Annotated in this window: 15 protein-coding genes and 1 pseudogene; 8 read left to right on the top strand and 8 right to left on the bottom strand. The window is 60.1% G+C overall.

Annotated features, from left to right (window positions below; translation table 11 throughout):
• Positions 1–235 precede the first annotated feature (235 nt).
• Positions 236–931: an HAD-IA family hydrolase gene (locus tag BK662_RS26755; protein ID WP_123360062.1), complete on the top strand. Its 696-nt coding sequence runs from the start codon at positions 236–238 to the stop codon at positions 929–931.
• A gap of 112 nt (positions 932–1,043) precedes the next feature.
• On the opposite strand, the gene BK662_RS26750 is transcribed toward BK662_RS26755, so the two are convergent.
• The gene (locus BK662_RS26750; protein WP_123360721.1) at positions 1,044–1,790 is read right to left on the bottom strand and encodes a 3-oxoacyl-ACP reductase family protein; all 747 of its coding nucleotides are present in this window, start codon (positions 1,788–1,790) and stop codon (positions 1,044–1,046) included.
• 124 nt (positions 1,791–1,914) lie between these two features.
• Here BK662_RS26750 and BK662_RS26745 point away from each other — a divergent pair, with 124 nt between their 5' ends.
• Positions 1,915–2,838: a LysR family transcriptional regulator gene (locus BK662_RS26745; RefSeq protein WP_123360061.1), complete on the top strand. Its 924-nt coding sequence runs from the start codon at positions 1,915–1,917 to the stop codon at positions 2,836–2,838.
• A 116-nt stretch (positions 2,839–2,954) separates the two neighbouring features.
• On the opposite strand, the gene BK662_RS26740 is transcribed toward BK662_RS26745, so the two are convergent.
• The 3 genes and pseudogenes from BK662_RS26740 to BK662_RS26730 all read right to left on the bottom strand — a co-directional run bounded on the left by BK662_RS26740 (position 2,955) and on the right by BK662_RS26730 (position 4,873).
• Positions 2,955–3,683, bottom strand: coding sequence for an aspartate/glutamate racemase family protein (locus tag BK662_RS26740; RefSeq protein ID WP_123360060.1), 729 nt, complete (start codon positions 3,681–3,683; stop codon positions 2,955–2,957).
• Positions 3,684–3,733: 50 nt separating this feature from the next.
• Positions 3,734–3,892: pseudogene (locus BK662_RS26735) on the bottom strand (NCS1 family nucleobase:cation symporter-1); the annotation flags it as partial.
• 240 nt (positions 3,893–4,132) lie between these two features.
• Complete coding sequence (locus tag BK662_RS26730; protein WP_008074131.1) at positions 4,133–4,873, bottom strand: phosphoadenylyl-sulfate reductase; 741 nt, start codon at positions 4,871–4,873, stop codon at positions 4,133–4,135.
• 174 nt (positions 4,874–5,047) lie between these two features.
• On the opposite strand from BK662_RS26730, the gene thrH reads away from it, so the two are divergent.
• Positions 5,048–5,665, top strand: coding sequence for a bifunctional phosphoserine phosphatase/homoserine phosphotransferase ThrH (gene thrH, locus BK662_RS26725; protein ID WP_008074130.1), 618 nt, complete (start codon positions 5,048–5,050; stop codon positions 5,663–5,665).
• A gap of 171 nt (positions 5,666–5,836) precedes the next feature.
• Here the strand turns inward: thrH and pabB are convergent, their stop codons facing one another.
• The 4 genes from pabB to rloA all read right to left on the bottom strand — a co-directional run bounded on the left by pabB (position 5,837) and on the right by rloA (position 10,436).
• Positions 5,837–7,174 (bottom strand): aminodeoxychorismate synthase component I, encoded by a 1,338-nt coding sequence (pabB, locus tag BK662_RS26720; RefSeq protein ID WP_123360059.1) that lies wholly within the window; start codon positions 7,172–7,174, stop codon positions 5,837–5,839.
• Between the two features lie 198 nt (positions 7,175–7,372).
• A complete protein-coding gene (locus tag BK662_RS26715) occupies positions 7,373–8,359 on the bottom strand; it encodes an alpha-L-glutamate ligase-like protein (protein WP_123360058.1) in 987 nt (328 codons plus the stop codon).
• The gene (gene rloB / locus BK662_RS26710; RefSeq protein WP_123360057.1) at positions 8,359–9,894 is read right to left on the bottom strand and encodes an osmotic stress tolerance membrane protein RloB; all 1,536 of its coding nucleotides are present in this window, start codon (positions 9,892–9,894) and stop codon (positions 8,359–8,361) included. The genes BK662_RS26715 and rloB overlap by 1 nt, the downstream gene beginning before the upstream one ends.
• Positions 9,895–9,899: 5 nt before the next feature.
• Positions 9,900–10,436, bottom strand: coding sequence for a retropepsin-like aspartic peptidase RloA (gene rloA, locus BK662_RS26705; RefSeq protein ID WP_123360056.1), 537 nt, complete (start codon positions 10,434–10,436; stop codon positions 9,900–9,902).
• A 298-nt stretch (positions 10,437–10,734) separates the two neighbouring features.
• Between rloA and BK662_RS26700 the strand changes: the two genes are divergently transcribed.
• From BK662_RS26700 to prpF, 5 genes are all read left to right on the top strand, one after another.
• A complete protein-coding gene (locus tag BK662_RS26700; RefSeq protein WP_007902102.1) occupies positions 10,735–11,457 on the top strand; it encodes a GntR family transcriptional regulator in 723 nt (240 codons plus the stop codon).
• The gene (gene prpB / locus BK662_RS26695) at positions 11,454–12,344 is read left to right on the top strand and encodes a methylisocitrate lyase (RefSeq protein WP_038979899.1); all 891 of its coding nucleotides are present in this window, start codon (positions 11,454–11,456) and stop codon (positions 12,342–12,344) included. The genes BK662_RS26700 and prpB overlap by 4 nt, the downstream gene beginning before the upstream one ends.
• A gap of 189 nt (positions 12,345–12,533) precedes the next feature.
• On the top strand, positions 12,534–13,661 hold the full coding sequence (gene prpC, locus BK662_RS26690) for a bifunctional 2-methylcitrate synthase/citrate synthase (protein WP_123360055.1): 1,128 nt from the start codon (positions 12,534–12,536) through the stop codon (positions 13,659–13,661).
• Positions 13,662–13,866: 205 nt separating this feature from the next.
• Positions 13,867–16,461 (top strand): Fe/S-dependent 2-methylisocitrate dehydratase AcnD, encoded by a 2,595-nt coding sequence (gene acnD, locus BK662_RS26680; RefSeq protein WP_123360054.1) that lies wholly within the window; start codon positions 13,867–13,869, stop codon positions 16,459–16,461.
• A 70-nt stretch (positions 16,462–16,531) separates the two neighbouring features.
• The gene (prpF, locus tag BK662_RS26675) at positions 16,532–17,722 is read left to right on the top strand and encodes a 2-methylaconitate cis-trans isomerase PrpF (RefSeq protein ID WP_123360053.1); all 1,191 of its coding nucleotides are present in this window, start codon (positions 16,532–16,534) and stop codon (positions 17,720–17,722) included.
• Positions 17,723–17,864: the final 142 nt, after the last annotated feature.

Here is a 17,864-nt window from a genome sequence, read left to right as displayed (position 1 = left end):
AGCGCAAGACTTTGCGGGGGATCAACGAGGAAAGAAGTCGGGAAAGGAGGTGTTTGGTGTAGGGCAAGTCGCTAAATCATCGCTGGCGCCTCGACACAGTTTTTTGTATCCGCCAGGCATTGCCCGTTGCTCTCTGCCAACCGCGCTCGCTATGCTGCTGAACCCTTTAATCCATCACGGACCCGGTCGTGCCTTAGCCGCTCCTGGGATGTCATGAGAAAACGGATCAGATGCGATGAATGCACCCTTGGATGAGTTCGGCCCGATCAAGGCCGTGATTTTCGACATGGACGGCTTGTTGCTGGATACCGAGGGCATTTACACCGAGGTCACGTCCATCATTGCCGGGCGTTATGGCCGGACCTTCGATTGGAGCGTCAAACAGAACATCATCGGTCGTGGCGCAGGTGATCTGGCGCGCTATGTGGTCGAGGCGCTGGACCTGCCGATTACTGCCGAAGAGTTTCTGGTGATCCGCGAACCGCTGATGCGCGAGCGTTTTCCGACAGCGCTGGCGATGCCTGGCGCAGAGGAGTTGGTTCGGCATTTGAAGGCCAACAACATTCCTATTGCGGTGGGCACCAGTTCTTCACGTCAGTCGTTCAGCCAGAAAACCACCTTGCACCGGGACTGGTTTGCGCTGTTCGACTTCATCGTTACCGCTGATGACCCGGAAGTGGGCGCAGCCAAACCGGCGCCGGATATCTTCCTGACGGCGGCGCGGCGCCTGGGTGTTGCGCCTGAGGATTGCCTGGTGTTCGAAGATTCGCCGTTCGGCGTCACTGCGGCGAAAGCGGCGGGGATGACGGCGATTGCGATCCCGGATGCGGCGATGGCCGACGAAAAGTACGCACACGCCGATGGCATTCTTCGTACGTTGAAGGCGTTCAAGCCCGGTGCATGTGGCCTGCCGGCACTCGAGTGGGCTTAATGCCGGTATCAATGTGGGAGCGGGCTTGCTCGCGAAGAGGGAGTGTCAGGCAACATCAATGTCGACTGATACGACGCCTTCGCGAGCAGGCCCGCTCCCGCCGTGACCTGTATCAGGCGCCGAAACCACCGTCGATGGTCAGGCTGGCACCAGTGATGTAGCCGGCTTCGGGACCGACAAGGTAGGCGACGAAGCTGGCGATTTCTTCCACTTTGCCGTAACGGCCCACGGCCATCAGCGGGATCAGGCTTTCAGCGAAGTCGCCGCTGGCGGGGTTCATGTCGGTGTCGACCGGGCCCGGTTGCACGTTATTGATGGTGATACCCCGTGGGCCGAGATCGCGAGCCAGGCCTTTGGTCAGGCCGACCAGCGCCGATTTGCTCATGGCGTACGGGCCGCCACCGGCGAAGGGCATGCGCTCGGCATTGGTGCTGCCGATGTTGATGATGCGACCGCCTTCGGTCATGTGTTTGGCCGCTTCCTGGGTGGCGATGAATACGCTGCGCACGTTGATGGCGAGGGTCTGGTCGAAGTCTTCGAGTTTGAAGTCTTCCAGTGGTGCGACGGCCAGAACGCCTGCGTTGTTGACCAGGATGTCCAGGTGACCGAAGGCTTCGACGGTGGCGTTCACTGCATTGCGAATGGCGACGGCGTCGGCGCTGTCGGCCTTGATGGCCAGGGCTTTGCCGCCAGCGCTGGTGATGCTGTTTTGCAACTCTTCGGCTTTGGCGGTAGAGCTGACGTAAGTGAAGGCGACGGTAGCGCCTTCTGCGGCCAGACGTTTGACGATGGCAGCACCGATGCCGCGTGAACCGCCTTGAATCAGAGCTACTTTACCGCTGAGGTGTTGAGTGGTCATGTCGATCTCCAGAAATTCAAGGCGGGCTGCCTTGTTGTTGGAGTCGAGTATCGGCCTCGCATTACCCTGCGGGTAGACCGTCATTGCTATAGTCTGTGTAAACCAAAAGTTTATAGTGACGCTTATGGAAACCTTCAGCAGTATCGAATGCTTCGTGCGCAGCGCCGAGGTTGGCAGCTTCGCCGAAGCTGCGCGGCGCTTGAGCCTGACGCCAGCGGCGGTGGGCAAGAGCGTGGCGAAGCTGGAGGCGCGACTGGGGGTGCGGTTGTTCCAGCGCAGCACGCGCAGCCTGACGCTGACTGAGGCCGGCCAGCTGTTTCTCGGCGAAGTCAGCGCCAGCCTGCACACGATCCAGAATGCCGTGGCCAACCTGGCCAGCGCCGAAGGGCGTCCCGCCGGTACATTGAAAGTCAGCATGGGCACAGTGTTCGGGCGTTTGTACATCGTGCCGTTGCTGGGCGAGTTTCTGCGGCGCTTTCCGGCGATCAACCCGGACTGGCATTTCGATAACCGTCAGGTCGACCTGATCGGTCAGGGTTTCGATGCAGCGATTGGTGGCGGATTCGAACTGCCACAGGGCGTGGTGGCGCGCAAGCTGACTCCTGCCCATCGGGTATTGGTGGCTTCAGCCGAGTACCTGGCGGGGCACGAGGCGATCGTCGAGCCCGACGACCTCAAACACCACGATGGCATCTTGATACGCTCGCCGCAGACGGGGCGCGTGCGCTCCTGGCAGTTGACCAGTCGAACTCGGCAACACAGCCCGCTGACGCTCAAGGCGCGGATGACCATGAGCGATTCGGAAGCCGCTTGTGCCACGGCGGCCCAGGGGCTGGGTATCGCATTGGTCAGCATGCCGTTCGCCGTGGGTTATCTGGATGGCGGGACGTTGCAGCGGGTGTTGCCTGACTGGTATGTCGACGACGGCAACATCTCTATCTATTACGCCGAGCACAAACTGCTGCCGGGCAAGACCCGGGCGTTTGTCGATTTCATCATTGAGCAGTTTGCGGAGCAGGGGGTGGGGCAGCGGTTCAGTGCGCTTTGAACCTGGCTTGGGACCGAGGTGTGGCCATCGCGAGCAGGCTCGCTCCCACATGGGGTCTGTGGCGTTCACAAATTTCCTGTGGGAGCGAGCCTGCTCGCGAAGAACGATAACGCGGTCTACCTGCCAAACCGCCCCGGCCAACCAATAATGGTCTTCGGCCGAGGCGTCGCATACGTCCGCACTTTCGACGTCGACAACCCCAACCGCACCAGCGATTCAGCAATGGTTACCGCCGCGGTCACGCCATCCACCACCGGCACGCCGGTGCGCTGACGAATCTGCTCGTCCAGCCCGGCCATGCCGCCGCAGCCCAGGCAGATCACCTCGGCCTTGTCTTCACTCACCGCCAGTTCCGCCTGTCGAACAATCGCCTCCAGCGCACGCTCTGGATCGGACTCCAGCTCCAGCACTGCCAACCCGCTGGCCCGTACCGACGCGCAGCGGTCCCAAAGACCGGACAGTTTGAGGCGATCCTCGATCAGCGGCACGGTGCGGTCCAGTGTAGTGACCACCGAATAGGCATGCCCGAGGAACATCGCAGTGCTGGCGCCGGCATCGGTGATGTCCACCACCGGCACGTTGAGCAACTCCTGCAAACCTTCGCGACCGTGCTCGCCATAACCGGCCTGGATGACCGCATCGAAGGGCTGATCGTAGGACATGACCCGATCCATCACCGCAATAGCAGCCAGATAACTTTCGAAATTGCCTTCGATGGAGTCGGCACCAAAATGCGGGGTCAGGCCGATGATTTCCGTGCCGGGCGAGGCCACGGATTGGGCCTGGCGGGCGATGGCCTGGGTAATGGATTCGGTGGTGTTGACGTTGACCACGAGAATTCGCATGGGAGGTCCTTTTAGAGCGAAGTGGTTCTGCGGCCCGACGTTGCCGGGCCGAGCATCCCTGCAATCGCGGCGCCAATCAGCCAGGAGAACGGCGAAACGCTGTCGAAACCTGGCGCCAGGGCCAAGGCAATGGCGATAAAGGCTGCCGGAATGAACGCCACCACGACACGTAAATTGACGCAAAGGTTGTAGTCATAATCGCCATTGGGTCTTTGTTGGGACTGGGGAAGTCAGGGCAGGAGGTGATTTTTCGGGGCGCTGAAATGAAAAGTGCACACAGATATGGCACCTATGATGACATTTCTGTGTGCAGATTTTTAAGATCAAAAGATCGCAGCCTTCGGCAGCTCCTACGGAGGTTGCGTACGCCGCAGCATCACGGGTGTACGCGGTTGGCGTAGGAGCTGGCGAAGCCTGCGATCTTTTGATTTTCGGCGTCAGTTGCTCTATCAGGCTTTGGATTTGCTGATGATATTGCCCGCATGCAATCCGCATTCTTTCTGTGTGGCTTCTTCCCACCACCAACGACCTTCGCGCTCATGCTGGTTCGGCAGCACCGGACGGGTGCAAGGCTCGCAGCCGATACTGATGAAGCCGCGCTCATGCAGGCTGTTATACGGCAGCTCCAGCATGCGGATGTAGCCCCAGATCTCTTCGCTGGTCATTTGCGCCAGCGGATTGAATTTATACAGGGTGCGTTCCGGGGTGGAGAACGCGGTATCGATTTCCAGCACCGCGACCGCGCTGCGAGTGCCCGGGCTCTGGTCCCGACGCTGGCCGGTGGCCCAGGCTGTCACGCCCGACAGCTTGCGACGCAACGGCTCGATCTTGCGGATGCCGCAGCACTCGCCATGGCCGTCCTTGTAGAAACTGAACAGGCCTTTTTCCTTCACGAAAGGTTCGAGCTTGGTGTAGTCCGGCGATACCACTTCGATGTCGATCTTATAGTGCTCGCGCACCTGTTCGATGAAGCGGTAGGTCTCGGGGTGCAAGCGGCCGGTATCGAGACTGAACACTTTGACGTTCTTGTTCAGCTTCCAGGCCATGTCCACCAGCACCACATCCTCGGCACCGCTGAAAGATATCCACAGGTCATCGCCAAACTCGGCGAACGCGAGTTTCAGGATGTCCTGGGCGGATTTGTTGGCATAGGTCGTGGCGAGTTCCACGACATCGAACGATGGGCTCATCAGGGCGGCTTCCTACAGGTCGGTGGCGCTGGGCGCTCTATATATGCCTGATGGTAACAAAATCCTGCGGCGGCTGGTGCGCCCTCTGCGTTGCGCAGAGAAGGACGAGTCGCTAGAGTTCGGCAGTCCTTTTGCTCGCTCGACTCAATAAACAGTACAAAATGGGAGTGTCTTGTGGAAATTGCCTGTCTGGATCTTGAAGGTGTACTGGTCCCGGAAATCTGGATCGCCTTTGCCGAAAAAACCGGGATCGACTCCCTCAGGGCCACCACTCGGGACATTCCCGACTATGACGTGTTGATGAAGCAGCGCCTGCGGATTCTCGACGAGCACGGCCTGAAGCTTTCCGACATCCAGGAGGTGATCGCCACGCTCAAGCCTCTGGAAGGCGCCAGCGAATTCGTCGACTGGCTGCGTGAACGCTTTCAGGTGGTGATTCTGTCGGACACCTTTTACGAATTCTCCCAGCCGCTGATGCGTCAACTGGGCTTCCCGACCTTGCTTTGCCATCGTCTGATTACCGACGATGCCGGTCGGGTTACGGGCTATCAGTTGCGTCAGAAAGATCCCAAGCGTCAGTCGGTGTTGGCGTTCAAGAGCCTCTACTACCGGGTGATCGCGGCGGGGGATTCCTACAACGATACGACGATGCTGGGCGAGGCGGATGCCGGGATTCTGTTCCATGCGCCGGACAATGTGATTCGCGAATTTCCACAGTTCCCGGCGGTGCATAGTTTTGCCGAGCTGAAGCAAGAGTTCATCAAGGCTTCGAATCGGGCGTTGAGTTTGTAAACACAATATTGTGGCGAGGGGGCTTGTCGGAACGCCGCATCGCCCCGTTCGGCTGCGAAGCAGTCGTAAACCGGTGCATGCGTTCTATTTGAAGATTCGCGGTGTCGGGGTTTGGGGGGGGGCGCTTCGCACCCCAACGGGGGCAAGCCCCCTCGCCACAGAAGCCCGATATCAGAGGTCCCGCAAAGTATCCAGCAACACCTTTACCTTGGTTATCGATTCCTGATATTCCGCCTGCCAGTCCGAATCCGCGACGATCCCGCCACCCCCCCAACAGCACACCTGCCCATCCTTGACCAGCAAACTGCGGATGGCGATGGAGCTGTCCATCTCGCCACGCACGTCCAGGTACAGCAATGAACCGCAATACAACCCACGACGGGTCGGTTCCAGCTCATCAATGATCTGCATCGCGCGAATCTTTGGCGCGCCGGTAATCGAGCCGCCGGGGAAGCTGCCGGCGATCAAATCCAGCGCATCCTTGTCATCCGCCAGCTCGCCGGTAACGCTGCTCACCAAGTGATGCACGTTCGGATAGCTTTCCAGGCTGAACAACTCCGGCACCCGCACCGAGCCGATGCGGCAGGTGCGGCCGAGGTCGTTGCGCAGCAGATCGACGATCATCAGGTTTTCCGCGCGATCCTTGGGGCTGGCCAGCAGTTCGGCGGCGTTCGCTGCATCTTCAGCGGCAGTCAGGCCGCGGGGGCGGGTGCCCTTGATCGGGCGGGTTTCGACGTGGCGCTCGCTGACTTTGACGAAGCGCTCCGGCGACAGGCTCAGCACGGCGTCGCCATCGGGCAGGCTCTGGAAGCCGGAAAACGGTGTCGGGCACGCCGCCCGCAGCGCGCAGTACGCGGCCCACGGATCGCCTTGGCATTGCGCGCGAAAGCGCTGGGCGAAGTTGACCTGATAGCAGTCGCCGGCCTGGATGTACTGCTGAATGCGTTCGAAGGCTTGTCGATAGTCATCGGCGCTCAGGTCGGCACTCATCGGGCCGTCCAGTTTGAAAGGCTCGATCTTCGGAGGTGCAGGTTGCGTGAACAGTTCGATCAGCCGCTGTCGTTCACTGTTCATCAGCGCCGGGTGGAACACCAGTTGGCTGGTGGCCAAGTGGTGATCGCTGATCAGGGCCCAGTCGTACAGCCCAAATCGTGCGTCGGGCAATTGCAGATCGTCCCGTGCCTGACTCGGCAGGTTTTCCAGATGCCGGCCGAAGTCGTAGCTCAGATAACCGATCAGGCCACCGGCGAAAGGCAGGTCGAAAGGAACAGTGGCTTCGCCGAGTCGCGTCAGGTTGTCGCGAAGGCGTTGCAGGAAATGGCTGCCGCTTTCATCCGGTAATACAGCCAGTTGCTCCAGCGGCCAGGCGCTGAACAGGTCATAACGCCCACGCTCGGCGCTCGGCCGACCGCTGTCGAGCAGCACGGCACCGGGGGCATGACGAATCGCCGCAAAGTATTCGGCGGGGTTGGCGCGATAGGGCAGCGGGTGTACGGAACAGGTCAACATGGGCGGGGTAGATCAGCCATCGAGGCGGGGGAGCGATTGTAGTCCTCTGCAGGATTTGCTCCTAGAGGGGATGTCGGCAAGAGATACATCTGTGGCGAGGGAGGTTTACCTGTGGCGAGGGAGCTTGCTCCCGTCGGGCAGCGAAGCGGCCCCAAGTCAGGTTGTATCAGACAGACCGACAAGCCCCCTCGCCACAGGTCAGCCCTCAACCGCAGGAATATGCCCAAACATTTCCTGAACGAACTCCACGCGCTCCTGCGCTGTTTCGATTATCCCGCGGGCCTGTAATTCTTCCAGCCGCGCTTCGACTGCGTGGGTACGCAACGTCAGCCCGCAATCGTTGGCGATTTGAATGTTCAACCCGGGCCGGGCGTTAAGCTCAAGAATCAGCGGGCCTTTTTCCTGGTCGAGCACCATGTCGACACCGATGTAACCCAGCCCGCACAACTCATAGCAGCCGGCAGCGAGCTTCATGAAACCGTCCCAGTAGGGCAGTTGCACACCGTCCACTGCGTTGGTGGTGTCCGGGTGTTTGTTGATGATGTTGTTCAGCCAGGTGCCGCGCAATGTCAGGCCTGTGGCCAGATCGACACCGACGCCGATGGCGCCCTGGTGCAGGTTGGCCTTGCCGCCGGACTGGCGGGTCGGCAGGCGCAACATGGCCATCACCGGATAGCCCATCAGGACGATGATGCGAATGTCCGGCACGCCTTCATAGCTGATGCTTTTGAAGATCTGGTCCGGGGTCACGCGGTATTCGATCAGCGCGCGGTCACGGTGACCGCCGAGCGAGTACAGGCCGGTCAGGATGCTGGAAATCTGGTGCTCGATTTCCTCGTGGCTGATGATCTTGCCCGACACCGTGCGATAGCGGCCCTCGAAGCGGTCGGCGATCACCAGAATGCCGTCACCGCCGGCGCCCTGGGCTGGTTTGACCACGAAATCGGTACGCCCGCCGATGATCTCGCCGAGGTTGTCGATTTCCTTCTCGGTGGAGATCACGCCATACAGCTCCGGCACGTGGATGCCGGCGGCGATGGCGCGTTCCTTGGTGATGATCTTGTCATCGACAATCGGGTACAGGCTGCGCTTGTTGTACTTGAGCACGTAGTCTGCGTTGCGCCGATTGATCCCCATGATGCCCCGGGCCTCAAGGGCTTTCCAGGTCTTCCAGAGACCGAACATCAGGCTTCAGCCTTCTTGAGGAAAGCCTTGAAACGCACCAGTTCGGTCAGGCGATAACCGCGATAGCGACCCATGGCCAGCATGAAACCCACCAGGATCAGCAGGATCGCCGGGAAGGTGAACACGAAGTACACCAGCTCCGGCACGCTCATGATCAGGTGTGCCAGGGAGGCTGCGAACAGCGTGCCGATTGCCACTTTCATGGCATGGCCGCCACCGCGCTCTTCCCAGGTGATCGACAGGCGTTCGATGGTCATGGTCAGAATCACCATCGGGAACAGCGCCACCGACAAGCCGCGTTCCAGGCCGAGTTTGTGGCTGAACAGGCTGATAGCCGCGATCAGTACCACCACGAAGGTCAGCACCACCGACAGCCTCGGCAGCATTTGCAGTTTCAAGTGCTCAAGGTAGGAACGCAGCGACAGCCCCAGCGCCGTAATAATCGTAAACAGCACAATACCGAAGCCGAGCTGGGTTTCCCGGAAGGCGAGGGCGATCAGCACCGGGGTAAAGGTGCCGAGTGTCTGAATGCCGATCAGGTTGCGCAGGATCAGGATCACCAGCACACCGATCGGGATCATCACCATGATCATGAAGGTCTGCTGGGTTTCCAGTGGCAGGCCGTACAACGAGTAGTCGAGGAAGTTGGCGTCGGAGTTTTCATCGGTCAGCTTGGCCAGGCGAATGGCGTTCATTTCGCTGTTGTTCAGGCTGAAGGTGACGTTGGCTTTTTTGCCGCCATCGACGGTGATCAGGTTTTCGTCGCCGGTCCACCACAGCAAGCGGTCGGTGGGCAGGCCCTGTTCACCGGTTTCCGGGTTGAAGTACAGCCAGTCGGTGCCGTTGAAGCTGCGCAACCAGAGCTCAGGCATTTGCGGCTGATCGGCCACCAGACGAATGGTATGGACCTTTTCCACCGGCACGTGGGCGATGGACAGTACCAGTTCGACGATTCTTGCTTTGTTCGCGGTGGATGGATCGCCGCCCAGAAGCAATTTCACGTTGTCGTCATTGAGATTGTTGACGCGCTTGATGGCTTCGCCAATGAAGGTTTCGACATCGGCCGAGTGTTGGCGGATCGGTGCGAGCAAGGCTTCGGCGGCGATTTTTTCCGGGCCTTCGACGGCGATGCTGTCGCGAAAGGTCGGGCCTTTGACCTTGGATTTTTCGCCGCTGTAGCGCTTGGTCAGCACCAGTCGGTAATAAAGGGTCTGGTTGCCCTTGGCCCGACGCGCCGACCAGGTGACCTTGCGGTTGCCGTCGACCCGGTTCACCGCCACGCCGTAATTATTGGAAATGAAACTCTCGTTGAGGCTCACGTAGTCGCGGCTCAGCGGCGGCACGAACATCTGGATCTTGATCGGGTCTTTGGCGTTGGCGACGAACTCGACCTTGGCGTCGATGTTCCACAAGTCGTCGGTAGCGTCTTCGGTTACCGGAATTCCGAGCACGAAAATCTGATAGGCCGTAACTGAAATGCCCAGCACCACCAGGATGGCGATCAGCAGTTTCAGATGGAGGGTAAGAGAGCGCATTGGAATTACTCTGCGGTATGAGCGTCGGTGGCGCAGGCGGGTTTGCCAGCAGCGTATTTAAGACTGGGGTCGACCAGCGCATCGAAACGTTTGAGTGCCTCGGAGCCGATCAAGAGCGGATATTGGAAGGCGCTGCGGTCGGTCAAGTTCACTTCGATGCTGCGTAACGCCGAACCCATGCAGATATCCAGCTCGATGACCGGACGGGCGGTGTACTTCTTGCCTTCTTCCGGGTCGTAGTCACCGGCCCGGCGCTTGATCTTGCTGACACGGGCCAGCGGTCGTTCGATCGGGTGCGAATGCGCGGCGTCGATAGCCAGATAGAAGCGCACCCAGGACTCGCCATTGCGTTTGAAGCGTTTGATGTCGCGGGCACTCAGCGAAGCGGTTTTCGCCCCGGTGTCGAGTTTGGCGGCGACTTCCAGATTGATGCCATCCAGCGAAGCGTACTCATTGAGGCCGTACACAGTCTTTTCCCCTGCCGCGGCGAAACCTGGCAGGCCAAAAAGACAAAGGAATGTGGTGAAGGGCGTGAGTCTCATAAATCCTGGTGCGCAGCGGTCCGTTCTTCAATTCAAGGCCCTGGCATTGCTGCACAAGCTCCCTCGTATGCCTATCCGTTTTTTATGACAGGCAATGCAGATGACAAGCAAATGCGGGCGGCATTCTAGCACGGTGGGTTTATGGCGCCAGCGCTGGCCGACGGCTATAACTTGAGGTGTTGCTTCCTTATGGTGCAGCGTGGTTATTAGACGATTGTCGACAATATCGAATTATCCTTTGACGTAACCGGCCATATTCGCTAGTTTTTGCGGCATTGGTTTTCAAGGTGTCGACAATATGCTGGATCAACTCGATCCCCCGGTCACAGTTCAGGACGACTCGGAAACGCTTTCCGAAAACGTCTTCCGACGTATTCAGGCGGCCATCGTCAAAGGCGAGATCGCTCCGGGCAGCAAGATCTCCGAGCCGGAGCTGGCGCGCACCTACGGCATTAGCCGCGGGCCACTGCGTGAGGCTATTCACCGTCTGGAAGGGCAGCGCTTGCTGGTTCGCGTGCCGCACGTCGGGGCGCGGGTGGTGTCGCTGAGCCACGCTGAATTGCTGGAACTCTACGAAATTCGCGAATCCCTGGAAGGCATGGCGTGCCGTCTGGCGGCTGAACGCATGACGGTCGAAGAAATCGACGAACTGCGTCGGGTGCTGGAAACCCATGAGCGCGATGCGGCGTTTCAGGCCGGTGTCGGTTACTACCAGCAGGAAGGCGATTTCGACTTTCATTACCGGATCATCCAGGGCAGCGGCAACCGTACCCTGACCCAGATGCTGTGCGGTGAGCTCTATCAGCTGGTGCGCATGTACCGCATCCAGTTTTCCACCACGCCCAATCGGCCGCGCCAGGCGTTTGCCGAACACCACCGAATTCTCGATGCCATCGCCGACCGTGACGGTGAGTTGGCCGAGTTGTTGATGCGCCGTCACATCGGCGCCTCCAAACGCAATATCGCCCGTCACTACCAGGACGGCGCTAACCCGACAGCCACTGAACGAGGTGAGTCATGAGTTCCAACAAGAGCACTCCAGGCCAGCGTTTCCGCGATGCGGTCGCCAGCGAGCATCCGCTGCAAGTGGTCGGCACGATCAACGCCAACCACGCACTGCTGGCCAAGCGCGCCGGTTTCAAGGCTATTTACCTGTCGGGTGGCGGGGTGGCTGCCGGCTCTCTCGGCGTGCCGGACCTGGGGATTACCGGTCTGGATGATGTGCTGACCGACGTGCGCCGCATCACTGACGTCTGCGACCTGCCGCTGCTGGTGGACGTGGACACCGGTTTTGGTTCCTCGGCGTTCAACGTCGCCCGTACCGTGAAGTCGATGATCAAGTTCGGCGCGGCGGCGATTCACATCGAAGACCAGGTCGGCGCCAAGCGCTGCGGTCACCGTCCTAATAAAGAGATCGTCTCGCTGCAGGAAATGGTCGACCGCATCAAAGCGGCCGTCGATGCCCGCACCGACGACAGCTTCGTGATCATGGCCCGCACCGACGCCCTGGCGGTGGAAGGTCTTGAATCTGCGCTGGAACGCGCGGCCGCATGCATCGAAGCCGGCGCCGACATGGTGTTCCCGGAAGCGATCACCGAGCTTGAGATGTACAAGCTGTTCGCCAGCCGCGTGAAAGCGCCGATCCTGGCCAACATCACCGAATTCGGCGCGACGCCGCTGTACACCACCGAGCAACTCGCTGCTGCCGACGTGTCGTTGGTGCTGTACCCGCTGTCGGCGTTCCGTGCGATGAACAAAGCCGCGGAAAACGTCTACACCGCGATCCGCCGCGACGGCACGCAGCAGAACGTCATCGACACCATGCAGACGCGCATGGAGCTTTACGATCGCATCGATTACCACACCTTCGAGCAGAAGCTCGATGCGTTGTTTGCGGCGAAGAAATAAAGATCAAGAGATCGCAGCCTCGCTGCGCTCGACAGCTCCTACAGGGTTGTTGTCGAACGCGGTCAATGTAGGCGCTGTGTAGGAGCTGTCGAGTGAAACGAGGCTGCGATCTTTTCGGCAACACGCAAAGAACCTGATGAAACACAATTTGCCGATTCCCTAACAAATTCAAGAAAACTGGAGACAGCAATGGCCGAAGCAAAAGTACTCAGTGGCGCCGGGCTCCGTGGCCAGGTTGCCGGGCAAACCGCACTGTCCACCGTGGGCCAGTCGGGCGCAGGCCTGACCTATCGCGGCTATGACGTTCGCGAACTGGCGGCTGACGCACAATTTGAAGAAGTGGCTTACCTGCTGCTGTACGGCGAGCTGCCGACCAAAGCGCAACTCGCCGCTTACGTGACCAAACTGAGCAAGCTGCGCGACCTGCCGCAAGCACTGAAAGAAGTACTGGAACGCATCCCCGCTGACGCCCATCCGATGGACGTGATGCGCACCGGTTGTTCGTTTCTGGGCAACATCGAGCCGGAGAAAGACTTCTCCGAACAGCACGACAAAACCGACCGCCTGCTGGCCGCGTTCCCGGCGATCATGTGCTACTGGTATCGCTTCAGCCACGACGGCAAGCGCATCAATTGCGTGACCGACGAAGCCTGCATCGGCGGCCATTTCCTGCACCTGTTGCACGACAAGAAGCCGAGCGAGTTGCACGTCAAGGTGATGAACGTTTCGCTGATCCTCTACGCGGAACACGAGTTCAACGCCTCGACCTTTACCGCCCGGGTGTGCGCCTCGACCCTGTCGGATCTGTATTCCTGCATCACGGCGGCCATCGGTTCCCTGCGCGGCCCGCTGCACGGCGGCGCCAATGAAGCGGCGATGGAAATGATCGAGCGTTTTTCATCGCCGCAAGAGGCGATCAAAGGCACCCTCGGCATGCTCGAGCGCAAGGACAAGATCATGGGCTTCGGCCACGCGATCTATAAGGACAACGATCCGCGCAACGAGGTGATCAAGGCCTGGTCGAAAAAACTCGCTGACGAAGTGGGCGACACGGTGCTGTTCCCGGTGTCCGAAGCCATCGACAAGACCATGTGGGAACAGAAGAAACTGTTCCCGAACGCCGACTTCTACCATGCCTCGACGTACCACTTCATGGGCATTCCAACCAAGTTGTTCACGCCGATCTTCGTCTGCTCACGCCTGACTGGCTGGGCGGCGCATGTGTTCGAACAACGTGCCAACAACCGCATCATCCGCCCGAGCGCCGAATACGTCGGCGTCGAACAGCGCAAGTTCGTGCCAATCGAACAACGCTGACCGGGAGGGCTACCGCGCTGGTTGCTGAATGAACCGGGAACCAGTGTGGGAGCGGGCTTGCTCGCGAAGACGGACTGACATCCAACATTGATGTCGACTGACATACCGCTTTCGCGAGCAAGCCCGCTCCCACATTTGACCGTGTTCACTTCGGGAGCTGCGCCAGACGCCTACCCTTTGAAACCACCGTGACCGAGTCCTGACGATGAACACTGAATTCCGCAAACCGCTGCCCGGCAGCCATCTGGATTATTTCGACGTCCGCGCGGCGGTCGATGCCATTCAGCCTGGCGCCTACGACACCCTGCCGTACACCTCCCGCGTGCTGGCGGAAAACCTTGTGCGTCGCTGCGACCCGGCCACGCTCACCGAATCGCTCAAACAATTCATCGAGCGCAAACGCGATCTCGATTTCCCGTGGTTCCCGGCCCGCGTGGTGTGCCACGACATTCTTGGCCAGACCGCCCTGGTCGACCTCGCCGGCCTGCGCGACGCCATCGCCCTGCAAGGTGGTGACCCTGCGCAAGTGAACCCGGTGGTGCCGACTCAGTTGATCGTCGATCACTCCCTGGCCGTTGAACGCGGTGGCTTCGACCCGGAAGCGTTTGAAAAGAACCGCGCCATTGAAGACCGTCGCAACGAAGACCGTTTCCACTTCATCAACTGGACCAAAAAAGCCTTCAAGAACGTCGACGTGATCCCGCCGGGCAACGGGATCATGCACCAGATCAACCTGGAGAAAATGTCGCCGGTGATTCAGGTCCGCGACGGCGTGGCCTTCCCCGATACTTGCGTCGGCACCGACAGTCACACCCCACACGTCGATGCGCTGGGCGTGATCGCCATTGGTGTTGGTGGTCTGGAAGCGGAGAGCGTGATGCTTGGTCGCGCATCGTGGATGCGTTTGCCGGAAAGCGTCGGTGTTGAACTCACCGGCAAGCTGCAACCGGGCATCACCGCCACCGACATGGTGCTGGCGCTGACCGAGTACCTGCGCAAACAAAAAGTCGTCGGCGCGTGGTTGGAGTTTTTCGGTGAAGGGGCTTCGGCGCTGACCTTGGGCGACCGTGCGACCATTTCCAACATGGCCCCGGAATACGGCGCCACGGCGGCAATGTTCTACATCGACCAGCAGACCATCGACTACCTGAAACTCACCGGCCGTGAAGACGAGCAAGTGCAGCTTGTGGAGAATTACGCCAAGCAGACCGGTCTCTGGGCCGACAGCCTGAAAGGCGCGCAGTACGAGCGGGGGTTGAGCTTCGACCTGTCCACGGTGGTGCGCAACATGGCCGGCCCGAGCAACCCGCACGCCCGTGTCGCCACGTCCGATCTCGCGGCGCAAGGTATCTCCGGCCAGTGGGACGACGTGCCCGGCCAGATGCCGGACGGCGCGGTGATCATCGCCGCCATCACCAGTTGCACCAACACCAGCAACCCACGCAACGTGATTGCCGCAGGCCTGCTGGCGCGCAACGCCAACAAGCTCGGGCTGAGCCGCAAGCCGTGGGTCAAATCCTCGCTGGCGCCGGGCTCAAAAACCGTGGCGCTGTATCTGGATGAAGCCGGGCTGACTAAAGAGCTGGAACAACTCGGCTTCGGCGTCGTGGCCTTCGCCTGCACCACGTGCAACGGCATGTCCGGCGCGCTGGACCCGGTGATCCAGCAGGAAATCATCGACCGCGATCTGTATGCCACCGCCGTGCTGTCCGGTAACCGCAACTTCGACGGGCGGATTCACCCGTACGCCAAAAACGCGTTCCTGGCCTCGCCGCCATTGGTGGTGGCTTACGCCATAGCCGGGACCATTCGTTTCGACATCGAAAAAGATGTGCTGGGCGTGGTCGATGGCAAGGAAATCCGCCTGAAAGACATCTGGCCGAGCGACGAAGAAATCGACGCGGTGGTCAAGGCCTCGGTGAAACCGGAACAGTTCCGCCAAGTGTACATTCCGATGTTTGCCATCCACGAAGACACCGGTCCAAAGGTCACGCCGCTGTATGACTGGCGCGAAATGAGCACCTACATCCGTCGTCCGCCGTACTGGGAAGGCGCGCTGGCCGGCGCTCGTCCGCTCAAGGGCATGCGTCCGCTGGCGGTACTGCCGGACAACATCACCACCGATCACCTGTCGCCATCGAACGCGATCATGCTCGACAGCGCTGCCGGTGAATACCTGGCGAAAATGGGCCTGCCGGAAGAAGACTTCAACTCCTACGCCACGCACCGCGGCGACCACTTGACCGCGCAACGTGCGACGTTCGCCAACCCGAAACTGTTCAATGAAATGGTTCAGGAAAACGGCAAGGTCAAGCAGGGTTCCCTGGCGCGAGTCGAGCCGGAAGGCCAGGTCATGCGCATGTGGGAAGCCATCGAAACCTACATGGAACGCAAGCAGCCGCTGATCATCATCGCCGGCGCCGACTATGGTCAGGGTTCGTCCCGCGACTGGGCGGCCAAAGGTGTGCGTCTGGCGGGTGTGGAAGCGATTGCCGCTGAAGGTTTCGAGCGCATCCACCGCACCAACCTGGTGGGCATGGGCGTGTTGCCGCTGGAGTTCAAACCGGGCACCGACCGTCACACCCTGGCCATCGACGGCAGCGAAACCTACGACGTGATCGGCGATCGCACCCCGCGTGCGACGCTGACGCTGGTGATCAATCGCAAGAATGGCGAACGCGTCGAGGTGCCGGTGATCTGCCGCCTCGACACCGCCGAAGAAGTGTCGATCTACGAGGCCGGCGGCGTGTTGCAGCGTTTCGCTCAGGACTTCCTCGAAGAGTCGGCGGTCGCCGTTTAACACACGATGTGCGGACACGGGATTTCAGGCCCGTGTCCGCCTTCTTTTACGATAAGGAGTAGGAGCACCAATGGCTCACGCACCTCAGATCAAAATCCCCGCCACCTATATGCGCGGTGGCACCAGCAAAGGCGTGTTCTTCAGCCTGAAAGACCTGCCCGAAGCGGCACAGATTCCCGGCCCGGCTCGCGATGCATTATTGCTTCGAGTGATTGGCAGTCCCGACCCATACGACAAGCAAATCGACGGCATGGGCGGTGCGACGTCCAGCACCAGCAAAACCGTGATCCTGTCGAAAAGCATCAAGGCCGATCACGACGTCGATTACCTGTTCGGTCAGGTCTCCATCGACAAGCCTTTCGTCGACTGGAGTGGCAACTGCGGCAACCTGTCGGCGGCAGTCGGTTCGTTCGCTATCAGCAATGGCCTGGTGGATGCCAGCCGCATTCCACACAATGGTGTGGCGGTGGTGCGCGTGTGGCAGGCCAACATCGGCAAGACCATCATCGCCCATGTGCCGATCACCAACGGTGAGGTCCAGGAAACCGGCGATTTCGAACTCGACGGCGTGACCTTTCCGGCAGCCGAAGTGCAGCTCGAATTCATGGAACCGGCGGCGGAAGAAGAGGGTGGCGGTGGTTCGATGTTCCCCACCGGCAACCTCGTGGATGACCTCGAAGTGCCGGGCGTCGGTACGCTCAAGGCCACCCTGATCAACGCCGGCATTCCGACCATTTTCATCAATGCCGAAGACATCGGCTACACCGGTACCGAATTGCAGGGCGCGATCAACGGCGACCTGAAGGCCCTGGCGATGTTCGAAACCATCCGCGCTTACGGCGCGCTGCGCATGGGGCTGATTGAGCATCTGGATGAGGCCGCCAAACGTCAGCACACACCGAAGGTGGCGTTCGTTGCCAAACCGGCGGATTACATTGCGTCCAGCGGCAAGGCGATTGCGGCCACCGACATTGACTTGCTGGTGCGTGCGCTGTCCATGGGCAAACTGCACCACGCGATGATGGGTACGGCAGCGGTGGCCATCGGCACGGCGGCAGCAATTTCCGGCACGTTGGTGAACCTGGCGGCAGGTGGCATCGAACGCAACGCCGTGCGCTTCGGTCATCCCTCCGGCACCTTGCGCGTGGGCGCCGAGGCCAGCCAGGTCAACGGTGAATGGACCGTCAACAAAGCCATCATGAGCCGCAGTGCGCGGGTGTTGATGGAAGGTTATGTCCGCGTGCCGGGGGATTCTTTCTAACCCGACACCGAACCAATGTGGGAGCGGGCTTGCTCGCGAAGGCGGTGTATCAGGCAATATTGATTTTGACTGACACTCCCTCTTCGCGAGCAAGCCCGCTTCCACAGTCAATTGCATTTCAATAACAAGAATGGCGTCACCA

This window comes from Pseudomonas frederiksbergensis (assembly GCF_003732275.1).
Lineage (GTDB): Bacteria > Pseudomonadota > Gammaproteobacteria > Pseudomonadales > Pseudomonadaceae > Aquipseudomonas > Aquipseudomonas frederiksbergensis_H.
This window is presented reverse-complemented; position numbering and strand designations above follow the sequence as displayed.

Excerpts from the sequence above, each read along its gene's own strand:
- BK662_RS26755 (WP_123360062.1), top strand. The coding sequence starts at position 236 with ATGAATGCACCCTTGGATGAGTTCGGCCCGATCAAGGCCGTGATTTTC.
- BK662_RS26750 (WP_123360721.1), bottom strand. The coding sequence starts at position 1,790 with ATGACCACTCAACACCTCAGCGGTAAAGTAGCTCTGATTCAAGGCGGT.
- BK662_RS26745 (WP_123360061.1), top strand. The coding sequence starts at position 1,915 with ATGGAAACCTTCAGCAGTATCGAATGCTTCGTGCGCAGCGCCGAGGTT.
- BK662_RS26740 (WP_123360060.1), bottom strand. The coding sequence starts at position 3,683 with ATGCGAATTCTCGTGGTCAACGTCAACACCACCGAATCCATTACCCAG.
- BK662_RS26730 (WP_008074131.1), bottom strand. The coding sequence starts at position 4,873 with ATGAGCCCATCGTTCGATGTCGTGGAACTCGCCACGACCTATGCCAAC.
- pabB (WP_123360059.1), bottom strand. The coding sequence starts at position 7,174 with ATGTTGACCTGTTCCGTACACCCGCTGCCCTATCGCGCCAACCCCGCC.
- BK662_RS26715 (WP_123360058.1), bottom strand. The coding sequence starts at position 8,359 with ATGTTCGGTCTCTGGAAGACCTGGAAAGCCCTTGAGGCCCGGGGCATC.
- rloB (WP_123360057.1), bottom strand. The coding sequence starts at position 9,894 with ATGCGCTCTCTTACCCTCCATCTGAAACTGCTGATCGCCATCCTGGTG.
- rloA (WP_123360056.1), bottom strand. The coding sequence starts at position 10,436 with ATGAGACTCACGCCCTTCACCACATTCCTTTGTCTTTTTGGCCTGCCA.
- BK662_RS26700 (WP_007902102.1), top strand. The coding sequence starts at position 10,735 with ATGCTGGATCAACTCGATCCCCCGGTCACAGTTCAGGACGACTCGGAA.
- prpB (WP_038979899.1), top strand. The coding sequence starts at position 11,454 with ATGAGTTCCAACAAGAGCACTCCAGGCCAGCGTTTCCGCGATGCGGTC.
- prpC (WP_123360055.1), top strand. The coding sequence starts at position 12,534 with ATGGCCGAAGCAAAAGTACTCAGTGGCGCCGGGCTCCGTGGCCAGGTT.
- acnD (WP_123360054.1), top strand. The coding sequence starts at position 13,867 with ATGAACACTGAATTCCGCAAACCGCTGCCCGGCAGCCATCTGGATTAT.
- prpF (WP_123360053.1), top strand. The coding sequence starts at position 16,532 with ATGGCTCACGCACCTCAGATCAAAATCCCCGCCACCTATATGCGCGGT.